The sequence below is a fragment of the Photobacterium arenosum genome (assembly GCF_014841115.1).
GTDB classification, from domain to species: domain Bacteria; phylum Pseudomonadota; class Gammaproteobacteria; order Enterobacterales; family Vibrionaceae; genus Photobacterium; species Photobacterium arenosum.
The window spans coordinates 1-13,525 of record NZ_JACYTP010000025.1 but is presented as its reverse complement, the minus strand read 5'-3'; the positions used below and the strand labels follow the sequence as shown (position 1 = coordinate 13,525).

Sequence of the window (13,525 nt, the reverse complement as noted above, 5' to 3'; positions counted from 1 at the left end):
TGCTAGTATGAAGCATGAGAGTTACCTCTTATTGTCTTTGATTACGGATTCAGCACCTTTAATCAAAGTGGGTAACTCTCTTCATTTCAAATTGAAGTGTCAGATCTAGTCAGAACTAATACATGTGACTGTAGATTTCCAGAATATTCCCGACCGGGTCTTCCATATAAATCATGCGATACGGCTTCTCGCCCGGGTAATAATAGCGCGGTGCTTTCATCCGTTTTTTCCGCCTGCAGCCACGATCCGCTCTGCCAGTTCCTCGACATTCGGGTCCTGCACACAGAAGTGAAACACACCAGTTTTCCAGTATTCAAAGTTGTTTTCCGGCTGTTGCTGATTGTCGAACTGAAACAGTTCCACACCAATGCGATCCCCTGTTGAGAGGTGTGCAATCCGAAAACGTCCCCAGCCCGCGCCAAACACATCGGTACACATTTCACCGATAGCGCTGTCATCCTCAACGATTTCCGTCGGTGACATGATCAGAATCTAGGTTGTCGCAAGCCTTGCTCACAAAAACCGGATTCATCGATCACCCCAATGCCCGCCGGTATCTCGACAGTGTATTGTAGATCTGACATTTTCCGTGCCGCACGATTCGCTGCCTGTACGCGGCTACATCAATCAGCTCAGCCAGATTTTACTGCCTGTTGCACTCGGGCTTGGTTTTACTGTCCTTCCGGAAACTACCATTCTGGAATCCCCGTACGCACAAGATCTACGTATTCCGCACCGCAGCGTCAATGTCAGGGAGCCTTTGTATCTTGTACGGAAACGCCCTCGTGAGCTGGCCTCTCGTTACAGATGGTTCACCGACTGTATCCGGCAAACACTGCAGTCTTCCTGAGTCGTCCGGAAAAGTACCTAAATGTTGTGCATTCACAATGTTTAGCTCACTGAGTGCTCAGGTGTTTTTGCAGATGCTCAACGAAGATTGTGATTTTTTTAGCCAAATGTTTTCGCCCGGCATAGAAAGCATAAAGAACCAGAGGCTCAGGTTCAGCGTCTAGCTCTATGATCTGCAATGTGCCTGCGTTGATTTCATCGGTACACGATTCCTCAGGCAATATCGCGAAGCCAAGACCTGCCAGCGCACCAAACTTTGCCATGTTGCCACTGTTTACTTTAAATGACGATTTCACACTCTGCGTAAGCAACTGACCGTTTGAATGCCTGAATACCCAGGGGGAACCATTTAGCGCCGTTAAACTACTGATACAAGGCAAGTGGTTCAAATCGGCCAGTTTATGAGGACGGCCATGCTGTCTGATCAAGTCCGGTGCAGCGACCACTGTGCTTCGCAACCTGACTATCTCTTTCGCGACCCAGCTACTATCGGTAATTTTTCCACGGTGATAGCTCAGGATCAGATCGAATCCATCCAGTAAACTCTCTTTAGGGCTCAGGCTGGTTTCACAAGATAGCGATATTGCAGGATGCTCTGCACAAAAAGCCACAACTGCCTTTGCAAGTACCGGGATATCTGGCATCAGGATTCTGAGTTGACCCGTTACCGTTTGAGAGTACTGATTGACGTCTTCAAGCGCATCATTCAGCGCCGCTAACAAGACCCGCGTCGTAGAGTAAAGCTGCTCACCCGCCTCGGTTGGGGTCATACGACGCGTCGTTCTTTCCAGTAACCGGGTATTGAGCTTCTCCTCCAGTAAAGCGACATGACGGCTGACATTTGATGTTGGTAAACTAAGCTGCTCTGCTGCCTTTTTAAAGCTGTTGTACTCATAAACACAGTGAAAACTTTTCAACCACTGCTGCTCGATCTGCTCAATCATTTATTATCCCGAAATACTGGATTATCAAACCAATAAATCGCACTTTATTACTTAATTCGGGCTAATACAATAAGATCTTTCATAGGAATTTACTCCTCAAGACCAGAAAGGCTTAACAATGCTCACTTCATTTTTTTCATCACGTCGCATGTCTGATTGCAGTCTCTATATCTGCTTTATGATTCATTTTCTGGTTGCACTGGATGCATTAGTCATTGTGCCTTTCAGCTCGATAATGGCACTGGCAGCGAGTGTTCCGGCTTCACAGTCTGGCTATCTGACGTCTGTTTACGCTATTGCCGCAGCACTTACTTGCCTGATGATAAAAGGCTCACAGGATATGACTCGTGAAAGAAAAAGAATCCTTTTCTATCTTGCTGGTATAGCTATTACAACGCTCATTACCTCAATGCTGGATGACTTTGCTCTTTTGCTGTTGGCTCGGATATTTACGGGAGTTTTTGGCGGAGCATTAGCTGTTGTAAACCTGAATTATTTAATATTGATGTCTGATGAAAAGAAAAAAAAGAAAAACACGGCAATTCTAATCAGTGCATTTCCGTTAGCGCTCGCTCTTGGTGTACCTGGCCTCATCATGGTGTCCTCAGGAACTCACTGGCAGTTTGGCTTTCAGCTATTAGGAATGGCTTTCATATTGTCAGCCTTCTTGTTTTTATTCGTTCATTTAACCTCTCTCAAATCATTGCCGACCCCAAGATATACAAGAGTTACTAAGCAAAATACGCCAATTAGCTCACTCCGAAATCACAAGATATTACTTTTCTCTGCTGCGCTGATTTTCACCGCCATTTTGAGCACTTTTGTCGTATCAACCCAATACCCTGTCATGCTAACGATAAACCTCGATATACCTGAAAAGCTTCTGAGCCTTTGTTACACAATAAGCGGGCTGGGTTCTTTTGTATTAATACAATATTACGCAAGAGCAAAAATGAGTGATCTTACAGTTGGCAAGTTAATAGGGCTACTTTCATTAATTATGGCGATCACTGTAGCAATGGGCTTTCATACAGAAAATGTAAATCTTGCCGCACTGGCCTTTGTCATTTTTATCATTGTCAGCTCTGCTCGCACTCTTATCTTAATTACCGAATTAATCAGCGCTCTCACGCTACAAGATCGTGTGATTATCATCGGTCTGCAAAACTCGCTGCAACACTTTGCGGTTGGTCTGGGCGGCGCCTTAGGTAGCCTGTTTGTTACCTCGCAAGCGGATTTATCGGTAGATTTTTCAGCAATGACCTATGTGGCAATCGCCTTAATTGCCTGCACGCCTGTGCTATGGAAAGGCAAGTCATTGATTAGCTTTGATAAGGTCAATCAGACGGGATGAGCCGTGTGCTATCTGAGAATAACCGGCTCTAAAAAATCGCCGGTAGAGACATAACCACAATTAACCCAGGCAGTGGCTGTCAGTTCAGCCACTCTCAAAATCACCCGCCTTTTTGATGCAAATCTGAAATTCATATTTGCGCAACACATTGCTTATTCGCACCTATACTCCTTCCAGACTCTCGCTTAAAGCGTACGACAGGACGTCATCTAACCAGACAGGAGTTCAGGATGCTGCGCACTCTGCTACAACGTTTATTGACCTTTGCCATGCTGTTCTCTGCTTCAGCTCAGGCAACAAACGAGCTGCTTCCGCCATTGAATGCACAAGCCAATCAAACCTCGATTTCTGGTCTGTCGTCCGGTGGTTTCATGGCGGCGCAATTTCATGTGGCATTTGCTGAATCACTGGTCGGGGCGGGGATTGTTGCGGGTGGTCCCTGGAACTGCGCGGGCAATAATCCCTTTGTGAACCCACTAATCAACGCGACGACAACTTGCATGAACCCCTGCGCAAATAGCCTGAGTGGCTGTTCGTCAACCCTGTTTCCCAACAGCGGATACTTAGCGGAGCTGGCGAAAGTAACAGCCAGCAACGGCCGGATAGACGATACTGAGCACCTCAGAAACGATCAGGTTTACCTTTTTTCAGGCCGGCTGGATGAAACAGTCGTCACAGGTGTGGTCGATTCCGCCGTGACCTTTTACCAGAAACTGGGAGTGCCTGAAGCGCAGATCCGCTATAACAACAGCGTTGATGCCGGCCATGCCTTTATCACCAGCGATCCGGCAGATACCCCCTGCGATCTCACACAAGCTCCTTATATCAATAACTGTGACATCCCGCAGGCAATGCGAATTCTGGCGCACATTTACGGCCCGCTGAATCCTCCCGCTGCAGCGCCCGGCGGTGACTTAATGGCCTTCGATCAAAGTGAATTTATCAGTAGCCCGCACACCAGTATGGACGACACGGCGTATGTCTACATTCCCACCAGCTGCCGCTCGGCATCCTGCAAAGTGCATGTTGCTGTCCACGGTTGCCGCCAGGGCATTGCCGCTATCGGCACGACTTACATAAAAGAAACCGGCTACCTGAACGTTGCCGATACCAACGAGATCATTGTGCTGTTCCCGCAGGTGAAAAAGTCTGAGTTCATCCCCTACAACCCCCGCGGCTGCTGGGATTTCTGGGGTTACAGTACTTTAAGCCAGCCGCCCTACAACTATTACACCAAAGACGCCCCGCAGATGAAGGCAATAAAGGGAATGATAGATCGTTTGGTCAGTGCAGGATAATCAGTCCAGTGCGAGAAATGCCGTATCAATCCTATTTCCCTGCTACTGGTCAAAAACAATAAGGGCGAATAAGCAGAGCATTCGTTCAAATTCTTCTGCAGCAGACGCCTTCTTTCTAATGCTGCTTTTAACTGCCAATATTTCAATTAGTTACAGTGAATACGTCGCGAGAGTCACGATTTTAACCTCCCATCGCCCCGCAGAACGCAATGCAACAAGACACTTATTATTTCTCGCCATAAAATAATCTCAGATAATGTCAGGACGGCCAATGCCCCCGTCACGTGGCCAATTGCTGCAAGCACAGAAAACATAAATCAGGACAAATACATGCAACGTCAACTCCCTTTATTAACACCGATTCGCGGTATTGCCGCGCTCATCGTCACCTACTTTCATGCGCGTTTAATTCTGTTTCCGCAATGGAGAGACAGTATTGCGGAATCCACACATTTTCTTGAAAACGGCTATCTCTGGGTGGACATTTTTTTCATCTTGAGTGGTTTTGTCATGATGTATGTTTATCAATCCACTTTCGCCACAGGCAGTAGCTTGAAAAAGTGGCGAGGATTTATGTGGTTGCGTTTCAGTCGTATCTACCCTCTGTTCTTTGTCACCCTGGCTGCACTCTTTATCTGGGAATATTACAAATCTATTCACCAAATCGGCTTTTATGCCGGCCCGTTATTTGATGCCTGGGGTGCAACAGGAATTCCACCTTTTTCCGGCCCGTTTAACCGAACCGAAACCCTGGTACCAAACCTGTTTCTGGTAAATGGTATCCTTTCCCAGCCTTTAAGCTGGAACATTGCCGGATGGTCGCTGAGTATTGAATGGCTGTGCTATCTGGTCTTTCCATTGCTCATGTCAGTGCTCTTGCGGCCAGCAAAGAGTAATGCCTGGCTGCCAGTCCTGATTATGATGGTACTTGGCGGTATGGTTAGCATGCATGGAACATTAGATATCACTTCAACACTGAATGCATTTGTCCGAGGCATTTGTGGCTTCACATTAGGCATGTGGTTATCCCGAATCTCATTCAGTCCCAGAATGAAAAGCTGGGTGAATCATGACGGGTTACTGATTGCGCTCATCATTGCTTTAATCTCAGTGCTTCAGTTCAGCATCAGTTACACAGTCACTATGACAACTTATGTGCTGTTTGCACTTTTGGTACTCGTCGCAGCCAATCAGCAGAATCGTTCTTCGTTGTTACTCGGTTTACTCGATAACAAAGTCACGCAATTTCTGGGCGATATCTCTTATTCCATCTATCTGTGGCACTCAGTATTACTGCTGGCCGGTGTGGAGATTCTCCACCATATCAATCCTTACTGGACGGCATGGTGGTATGCGCAAACATCTGCGGCAACCGTGCTGACAGGTATTTTTATCTTTACCGCTGTACTAATTACTGTGTCTGTATGCAGTTACTACTTGTTCGAACGTCCATTGATGAAATGGATGCGGGGAATGGGAGGCAAACGCACTACGCCAGAGGTGTCAAAAGCATAACCGCTGAATACAATCACAGTGGCTGAGATTCAGCCGCTGACAAACTGGCAGATTAGAACCAACCAGCCATACTGTATGCAATCAGTACAGCTGTGTTAGCCTTTGGCTGTACGCTCCACAACACGACATTGGACTTATTGAAAGCAGTAGGAAAATTATATGAAGGCATATCTTACGAATAGTAATCCCCTCAAGTTATTACTCTGTGGCTTATCGCTGATGCTCTCTGGCGCTGCAGCTGCCGATGATATTCGCACTGAACGCGTTCAATTTCAGAAAGGCACTAACGGCGCGGTGATCGAAGGGAGTATAAAAGGCTATGAAGTTGTTGACTACGTGTTGAATGCCAAAGAAGGCCAGCAGATGAACGTTAGCATGGCAACAAAGAACACTGCTACCTATTTCAATATTCTTGCACCGGGTGAAAACGACGCTGCCATGTTCAACGGCTCAGTCAGTGAGAACCAGTATGAAGGCAAACTGCCTGCATCTGGTGACTACAAAGTCCGGGTTTATATGATGCGCTCTGCCGCACGTCGGAACGAAGTCGCTGACTATAGGTTAGAAATGATGATCAACAGCGGAAAGTAATTCCTGCTTCACGGGATTAGGCCGTATAAGTGTACTCAAGCGCCTAATTCCCGTAGCCCTCTCCCTCCAACCTTTCGCAGTGTGTTCATCGGGGTTGCCACCAACAACGCGATAAACCTGAGCCGAAACACGCACCTAAGTAAGGCATTGTGCCGGATATCCAGTATTAAGAAATGACCCAATTAATGCGAAGGAGGCATCGAATCAAATACAATCAAACGGCAGATAGCCTCAGCGTACGAACCAATAAGTCATGAAGGTAACCCACAGCCGGAGAGCCTTTTGATTTTTTACTCCGGTATACAGAAACTTCCATGGGCTCTAACGGCCCCAAACCCTGCTCCTCTCCAAGTATTTCAAGGTGAGGAGGCACACTGCACTGAGTGAACACCGCTATGGCGAGTCCACTTTCCACCGCGGCAATCTGGCCCGCCAGACTCGAACTGTTATACACCACTTTGTAAGGTTTGCCTTGCAAAGCAAGGGAGTGTATTGCACTTCTTCTGGCAAGACTGGCACTTTCATAGACAGCAATCGGTAGTGTTTCCCGACGCCAGATTTCAAACTGAGACGCGCCCACCCACACCATAGGTTCATGGAAAAGAAGCGTACCCCGGCTCGGGTTGTCTCTGGAAACTAGGGCCAAATCCAGATCATTATTCTCTACCCTGGGGATAAGCGAGGTGGACTGCTCACAGTTTAATTCAATCTCTACCCCACCGAATCTCGGGGCGAAATTGCGCAGCACAGGCGTAAGGTATTTTGCTGCATAGTCATCCGGCACCCCTAATTTGACTTGGCCGACCAACTCTTCACCATGGAATGCCGCTTGTGCTTCTGAATGTAAATCCAGTATCCGCCTGGCGTATCCCAACAACATCTGGCCTTCTGTGGTCAGTTCACTATGCCGGCTCCCTCTGACGAGCAATTTTCGTCCGACGGCATTTTCTAACTTTTTCAGTTGCATGCTCACCGCAGATTGCGAACGGTGAACGGATGTCGTTGCATTCGACAAGGAACCGGCATCAACGACCGCCACAAAGCTCTTTAACCAATCTATCTGTAAGTCCTGATAACTCATTTATTCGATTTTCGAATGGATGATTTTTGAATTATGCGCTTTTCGATTTTCCCATTCCAGTTTATTGTTTCGACAATCTCAGATTATTCAAAATGATGGTTTTTATGCATACGCAAGAGTTGAAGCTTGAATTGAATGCGATACAACAAGGCTTTGTCAGCTTAGTTCCTATCTCATTGTTCGTATTAGTCTTCGGTGTCGCTTTTGGCTTAGCCGCGTCTCAGGAGGGACTACATGAAGCCGCCGCCGTATTGATGAGCGCACTGGTGTTTGCGGGGGCCTCTCAGTTCGGGGCTTTAGATCTTTGGGGAACCCAGGTGCCTGTGCTCCCATTAGCTATTACAGTCTTTGCCATTAATGCCCGGCACTTGCTCATCGGGGCAACCTTGTATCCTCATATTCGTTCCCTGAATCCGGCCACACGCTATGGCGTCATGCTGGTGGCATCCGATGCGAACTGGGCGCTGTCGATGCGGGCCTTTGCGCAAAATGAAACGTCCAAAGGACTCGGTTTACTGTTCGGTGGCGGGATCGCCCTTTGGTTTTTCTGGATTATTGGTACCTGGATCGGTTTTTATTTCGGCAATGCCATACAAAATCCATCCGCCTTTGGAGCCGACATGGTGATGGGGTGTTTCCTGCTTACCATGGCGCTGGGAGGAAATAAAAACAATAAGACGTATGTGATATGGGCTGCGGCGGCCACATCATCGATCGCCGCTTACCTCTATCTGCCAGAAAACAGTCATGTGATTGTTGGTGCACTAACAGGCGGCATTATAGGCGTATTACTGGGAGGGGATAACAATGAGCATTGATACATCTGAAATGGGCACACTTTTGCTGGTCATCATTATGGCAGTGGTCACAATAGTGACTCGTTGGGGAGGTATCTTTATTATGTCGTACATTCCCATCAGTCATCGTGTTCAGCAATTTATCTCGGCGATGTCAGGATCTGTGCTCATTGCAATCATAGCGCCCATGTTCATCAAGGGAGATACCGGCGCTCAAGCGGCACTACTGGTGACAGCCGTGGGTACTCTCGTGCTGAAAAAGCCGCTGCTCTCTATCGCTGCCGGCATAGCGATGGCTGCACTGATGAGAAATATGTAGATGTTCCGAGGGTTGCAGCGGTTATGCAGACATCGCTAAGCTAACCTGTGTGCCGTCACACTCAGGGCCGGTTTAGCCGGCCTCATACCCCATCACCCACTCGCCTTCGCCTGTGTGCTCATCAACGTTACCGCCGATGACGCGAAAACCCTGAGAGAGATAAAACCGATAACTGACGTCATTGCGTTTATAGACATTTAGCGACAGCGATTCACGACGTTTTTTAGCATGACTGATCAATGCCTTACCTATGCCTTTACCCTGCACATCGGGTTTGACGAAAATGGCCGCCAGCTGGTTTTCGTACAGGGCATAGAAGCCCTTTACTATGCCTTTTTCAACCCAGACGTAAACTTCAGAAGCCGGCAGGTACATGCTGCGCATGTTGTCGACCTGAGATTGCCAGTAATTTGGTGAAATGAAGTCGTGTGCTTTAAGTGAAGCATTAAGCCAGATATCCAGTACCGGCTCCATGTCTGTGTCTGTAAATGCTCTAATCATTGTGTCTTCGTGTTGTTTGCGTTAACAGGAGTATCACAGCTAACACGGTAGCCTTGCCAGATCACAGATCTCAGAATGAAGGAAATAAATCTTTATACGTCGCAAAATTCCGCATCGGCACTCCATCTTGTAACTGAATCCACAACGGCTTTAACCCGCTTTCGTTAAAATCCCGATCCCATGTTGAAGTAAAAAGCGCTTGCTTCGTCGCTGAAGGCAATGTCAATGCCGGTATGCAGACCGTACCGGCGGGCAATCAGGTAGCGAAAGCCCTACCATCAATGCATATCAGAATAAAAGACCACAAGTTTTACAGAGCCAAATTGTACGTTAGTACACATGCTCTGGCCTCATTTATAGAAATGATATTCACGTAAATGAAATCACATACTTATATCTCTGCATCACACATCAAAGTCAAAAAATAGTCGTATTAATAAGTCAACAAACATCACAACGAACATATTATTAATTATTAAAATGCGATGAACAACTCAATTTAAGTCAGATGAGTAGTAAATTTTGCAATAAAAGTTCACAGAAAGGAAGCTAAGTCCATTGTTTTCAATATGCATCTATGAGAATAATGATTTCTCGAAATCGTTCGAGATCAGCCAAAGGAATCATTATGAAAAAGTTAGATGCAAAGAAAGTTTTTTCACTAAAAAAGAAAAGTACACCATGCTTAAAAAACGTAAGTAACTGAATCAATTATGCCGCACTGTGTGCGGTTTTTGGCTAATGACATTCAATTATAGAAATCAGAATCTAAATGAACATAGTTAACTTTTTATTATCAAGTGCCATAAGCTTACTTGCCTTCAGGAGTTTTAGCATTATATTTGTCTGGTCAATCGCTACGATGGAAGGTGAAAACAACAGCATTGCTTTAGGTAGTATAATTGCATTAATGTGGATAATAAATTTAGTTACCCTCCCACTATCCGGAGATCTCCTTGACAGAAACAAAAAGAAGAAGATACTCATTATAAGCGCCATTTTCTCTGTTATTTTCATTAATGTTTACTATATATTTTTCTACCACTTACAAGTGTCTTATCTCTATCTTGCCCTCACTGCATCTATTCTCGCCACAACAAATTCAATTGTTACAAGCAGTATCAATAGCACAATCCCATTCTTAACTAACAAAGAACACTACACAAAGTATATAGGGATTGCGACTTCATTAAATTCAGTGCAAGCGATTGTAGGTGCTATCCTGGGAGGCGGTGGTGTTGCTTTCTTAGGCTCACAGTTGTCTATCATCGTTGTGTCTGCCTTCTATACTATATCACTGGTTTTTCTGCTGTTTGTGAAAATAAGAGATGAAAAACCAGACAACTCTATTCATCAGAATTTTATCAAACGAGCAAGCATTGGATTCAAAATTCTATTTCAATTGAAAAATGAAAAAATAACATGTTATATAGCCATGGTAACTAATTTTATATTAACCCCGCTGATGGTAGTCATCTTACCACTATATGTGGCTAGTAATTATAATAGAATCGCTCCTTTAGCTTATTTTGAAGTTTCATTTGCTATCGGCATGGGACTTGGCGCCCTCATTCTTTCAAAAATTGATTTTAATACTTATACCAGACTTAAACCTGCGATAGCAGGGAATATGATGATTGGTCTTGGAATAATATTATTCTCAATCTTTGAGATCATTCACTTAAAATTATTATCAATGATGCTATCAGGCTTTGGTCTATCGTTAATTGTTATCGCAACCAATAGTGTAAGGTCATTTGCCGTACCTGACCACTTTAGAGCGCGATTAGAAAGTGCTATTTTCTTCCTGTGCGTCATTACCATTCCAATAGGAAGTCAAACTTTTGGATATTTGATACAAACATTCGGTAATGACATCATCAACCCATTACTACTAATAATGGGCGTAATCGTATCTTTTAGTTCATTAGCATTTTTTCTATCTAGTCACACGAAAAAGATGCTTCTTAAATCTAATGCCCAACTAGACCAAATTTACATGAAAGAATACCCGAAAGCATTTGAAGGATAGAGCATGAACATTTCCGATTTAAACTGGGCAACACCAAATTCAAGCCAAAGCATTGCGATTAAGTTTATAAACCTCAAAGAAATACTAGAAAGTTTTAACCATATTATTGACATCTGTGATTATGAATAAAATATAGGAAGCCATCCAAAAAAACCACAAAATTTGGCCAGAAGTTATTAAGTGACTGTATCCAGCTTGTCGATAATTGTGAATCAACAATTTAATCGTCCATAAATCGCTAATTGCACTCGCTTTCGTTAAAATCCCGATCCCATGTTGAAGTAAAAAGCGCTTTCTTCGTCGCTGAAGGCAATGTCAATGCCGGTATGCAGGCCGTACCGGCGGGCAATCAGGTAGCGAAAGCCTGTGCCATAAGCGGTTTCACTGTGTTCATATAAATCGTGGCTTTCGCTGGCAGCTGAGCCAGTGCCGATAAAGCCTGAAAGCGTCCAGCGGGGATCGATACGCCACATCAGCTGTGTCTGAACCGCACTGACATAATCATCCTGATATCGATAGGCCGAAATACCACGCAATTTTACATATGGTTTCACCAATGGCGGCAGACTTTGATCATCAGAACGCATTGACTGGTAATCACCGGCAAAAGCCAAAATCAATTGTTTGGATAGTGGGAAGAAAACCTGGCCATCTAAAGCAAACGTATCGTAATCGTAATCACTGCCAATGCCATCACGAAAGAACATATACTCGGCAGTCACCTGATAGCCATCTGTCGGGAAGAAAAAGTTGTCTCGGGTGTCATACTCAGCAACGAATCCCACACCGGATGAGGTCGTACTCTTTCCTAATACACGCTGAAAAATCTTATCCACCACCTGATTGGACGCACTCACCTCCGTACGCGTCCAGAACTGAGAAAACCCCAGCAATAGCGGTGTATCCTGAACACGGAACTGGAGTTTCTGAATCACCCCGTAACCTTCCGTCTGCGTTTCAAAACCCAGCGCCTGACTGGCGGGAAGCCGGCCACCGAAATCGTCGTAAATATCCATCACGACATCCCCATAGCCAATCCCGCCCAGATAACGAATATGGTCTTTATTCCAGGTTCTGCGATGCCCTAAGGCAGCAAACCAGGTGCCATTTTCCGTCGCTGCGCCACCTGCTACAGTGATCGCAGGAGGGATAAGCCTTGCGCCACCATCGAGTGATTCCAGAGCCAGCTTACGGCGTGCTTCTTTTTCAGCGTCAGTTTCATGCAGAAACAAGCCAAATATACCACCGCCACCACCTAATGCCGGCTCGGTAATAATCACAGGAACCGGAAGAAAGCCGTAAGCGTTTTCAGCCAGATATTCCCCCATATCAAACATGCCGTCGATAGGATCTGTCATGGATATCCCATAAGACGCTGAAGAAAATATTGCCATTGAACCCAGAACGCTAGCTCTTAGAATGCGATGCATTGAGGTCATCTTCCTTAATTAATGCTCTGACATATTGTTATTACCCGCTGAAATTAAATCACACTAATTTGTGTGACCAAATCTCACGGCGGTAGATATCTGTCCCGCGCAGGCTGCCATCCTTACCAACACGCTGCCAGCCCCAGCGGCGGTAGTGCCGTAACGCCCTTTCGTTAGTGCGACTGACGGTTAAAAGCATAGCCTGACAGCCTGCCTGATGTAGCATGTCTGCCATGAACTGCTGTGCGGCATCAGCCACCCCGGAGCCACGGTATTCAGGAATAACATAAATCAGGTGGATATAGCCCGTTTCGGCTTGATCGGAAAAACACTTAAATTCTAACTGACCAATAATCTGGTTATTATGCCAGATATGAATGTAATACCATCTGGGATCCACCAGCCGGGCACGCATTCTTTCTTCATAACCGTGAATAAACGGCCCAAAGCCGCTGTCTGACTGAAACGTACACACAAAAGCATCGCGCCGGAAGGCCATGCAAACGGCAAAGTGTTCATCAACATTGACAGGACGAAATTCAGGTTTCACGTGACCTCTCAGGCGGTGCAATTGCGTCAGTTCAGATGCCGGCTAGCCACACTATAGCGAATAATCCGCGCAAACGGTGATTCAGAAGACTTAAAACCGGCAATTTATGCCTGACCTGACAAGCCAAATACGTTACTTGTTCCCGATTTCAGATAATAAGTGCGACATTCATGGGAAGGTGTAGAAGAGGAAGCCAACTGCTAAAAGTGGTACGCTCTTCTCGCCAAAGAAACAAGCAGTACTACCATGAATTATCAGCAGTTG

Annotated in this window: 13 protein-coding genes and 2 pseudogenes; 9 read left to right on the top strand and 6 right to left on the bottom strand. The window is 45.6% G+C overall.

What is annotated here, in order from left to right; genetic code table 11:
* Window positions 1-115 precede the first annotated feature (115 nt).
* Window positions 116-489, bottom strand: a pseudogene (locus IFO68_RS21595) (VOC family protein); the annotation flags it as partial.
* Between the two features lie 28 nt (window positions 490-517).
* On the opposite strand from IFO68_RS21595, the pseudogene IFO68_RS21590 reads away from it, so the two are divergent.
* Window positions 518-850: pseudogene (locus IFO68_RS21590) on the top strand (LysR substrate-binding domain-containing protein); the annotation flags it as partial.
* 46 nt (window positions 851-896) lie between these two features.
* On the opposite strand, the gene IFO68_RS21585 reads toward IFO68_RS21590, so the two are convergent.
* Window positions 897-1,793, bottom strand: coding sequence for a LysR family transcriptional regulator (locus IFO68_RS21585; protein WP_192017813.1), 897 nt, complete (start codon window positions 1,791-1,793; stop codon window positions 897-899).
* Window positions 1,794-1,911: 118 nt separating this feature from the next.
* Between IFO68_RS21585 and IFO68_RS21580 the strand changes: the two genes are divergently transcribed.
* The 4 genes from IFO68_RS21580 (at window position 1,912) to IFO68_RS21565 (ending at window position 6,551) form a co-directional block, all read left to right on the top strand.
* The gene (locus IFO68_RS21580) at window positions 1,912-3,147 is read left to right on the top strand and encodes an MFS transporter (RefSeq protein WP_192017812.1); all 1,236 of its coding nucleotides are present in this window, start codon (window positions 1,912-1,914) and stop codon (window positions 3,145-3,147) included.
* Between the two features lie 230 nt (window positions 3,148-3,377).
* Window positions 3,378-4,445, top strand: coding sequence for an extracellular catalytic domain type 2 short-chain-length polyhydroxyalkanoate depolymerase (locus tag IFO68_RS21575; RefSeq protein ID WP_225445386.1), 1,068 nt, complete (start codon window positions 3,378-3,380; stop codon window positions 4,443-4,445).
* Window positions 4,446-4,775: 330 nt separating this feature from the next.
* Entirely contained in the window at window positions 4,776-5,960 is a 1,185-nt protein-coding gene (locus tag IFO68_RS21570) for an acyltransferase family protein (protein WP_192017811.1), read from the top strand.
* A 159-nt stretch (window positions 5,961-6,119) separates the two neighbouring features.
* Window positions 6,120-6,551: a DNA breaking-rejoining protein gene (locus tag IFO68_RS21565; RefSeq protein ID WP_192017810.1), complete on the top strand. Its 432-nt coding sequence runs from the start codon at window positions 6,120-6,122 to the stop codon at window positions 6,549-6,551.
* Window positions 6,552-6,765: 214 nt separating this feature from the next.
* On the opposite strand, the gene IFO68_RS21560 is transcribed toward IFO68_RS21565, so the two are convergent.
* A complete protein-coding gene (locus IFO68_RS21560) occupies window positions 6,766-7,632 on the bottom strand; it encodes a LysR family transcriptional regulator (protein ID WP_192017809.1) in 867 nt (288 codons plus the stop codon).
* A gap of 104 nt (window positions 7,633-7,736) precedes the next feature.
* On the opposite strand from IFO68_RS21560, the gene IFO68_RS21555 reads away from it, so the two are divergent.
* Window positions 7,737-8,450 (top strand): AzlC family ABC transporter permease, encoded by a 714-nt coding sequence (locus IFO68_RS21555; RefSeq protein ID WP_192017815.1) that lies wholly within the window; start codon window positions 7,737-7,739, stop codon window positions 8,448-8,450.
* Window positions 8,440-8,748, top strand: a complete 309-nt coding sequence (locus tag IFO68_RS21550; RefSeq protein ID WP_192017808.1) for an AzlD family protein — start codon at window positions 8,440-8,442, stop codon at window positions 8,746-8,748. The genes IFO68_RS21555 and IFO68_RS21550 overlap by 11 nt, the downstream gene beginning before the upstream one ends.
* A 72-nt stretch (window positions 8,749-8,820) precedes the next feature.
* Here the strand turns inward: IFO68_RS21550 and IFO68_RS21545 are convergent, their stop codons facing one another.
* The gene (locus IFO68_RS21545; RefSeq protein WP_192017807.1) at window positions 8,821-9,249 is read right to left on the bottom strand and encodes an N-acetyltransferase; all 429 of its coding nucleotides are present in this window, start codon (window positions 9,247-9,249) and stop codon (window positions 8,821-8,823) included.
* Between the two features lie 772 nt (window positions 9,250-10,021).
* On the opposite strand from IFO68_RS21545, the gene IFO68_RS21540 reads away from it, so the two are divergent.
* Both IFO68_RS21540 and IFO68_RS22050 read left to right on the top strand, forming a co-directional pair.
* The gene (locus IFO68_RS21540) at window positions 10,022-11,281 is read left to right on the top strand and encodes an MFS transporter (RefSeq protein ID WP_192017806.1); all 1,260 of its coding nucleotides are present in this window, start codon (window positions 10,022-10,024) and stop codon (window positions 11,279-11,281) included.
* 3 nt (window positions 11,282-11,284) lie between these two features.
* Window positions 11,285-11,410 carry a hypothetical protein gene (locus IFO68_RS22050; protein WP_269093514.1) on the top strand — a complete coding sequence of 42 codons (126 nt, stop codon included), beginning with the start codon at window positions 11,285-11,287 and terminating at the stop codon, window positions 11,408-11,410.
* Between the two features lie 128 nt (window positions 11,411-11,538).
* Here the strand turns inward: IFO68_RS22050 and IFO68_RS21535 are convergent, their stop codons facing one another.
* Together IFO68_RS21535 and IFO68_RS21530 are read right to left on the bottom strand one after the other, a co-directional pair.
* Window positions 11,539-12,639, bottom strand: coding sequence for a BamA/TamA family outer membrane protein (locus tag IFO68_RS21535; protein ID WP_225445385.1), 1,101 nt, complete (start codon window positions 12,637-12,639; stop codon window positions 11,539-11,541).
* 130 nt (window positions 12,640-12,769) lie between these two features.
* Window positions 12,770-13,261, bottom strand: coding sequence for a GNAT family N-acetyltransferase (locus tag IFO68_RS21530; RefSeq protein ID WP_192017805.1), 492 nt, complete (start codon window positions 13,259-13,261; stop codon window positions 12,770-12,772).
* Between the last annotated feature and the right edge of the window lie 264 nt (window positions 13,262-13,525).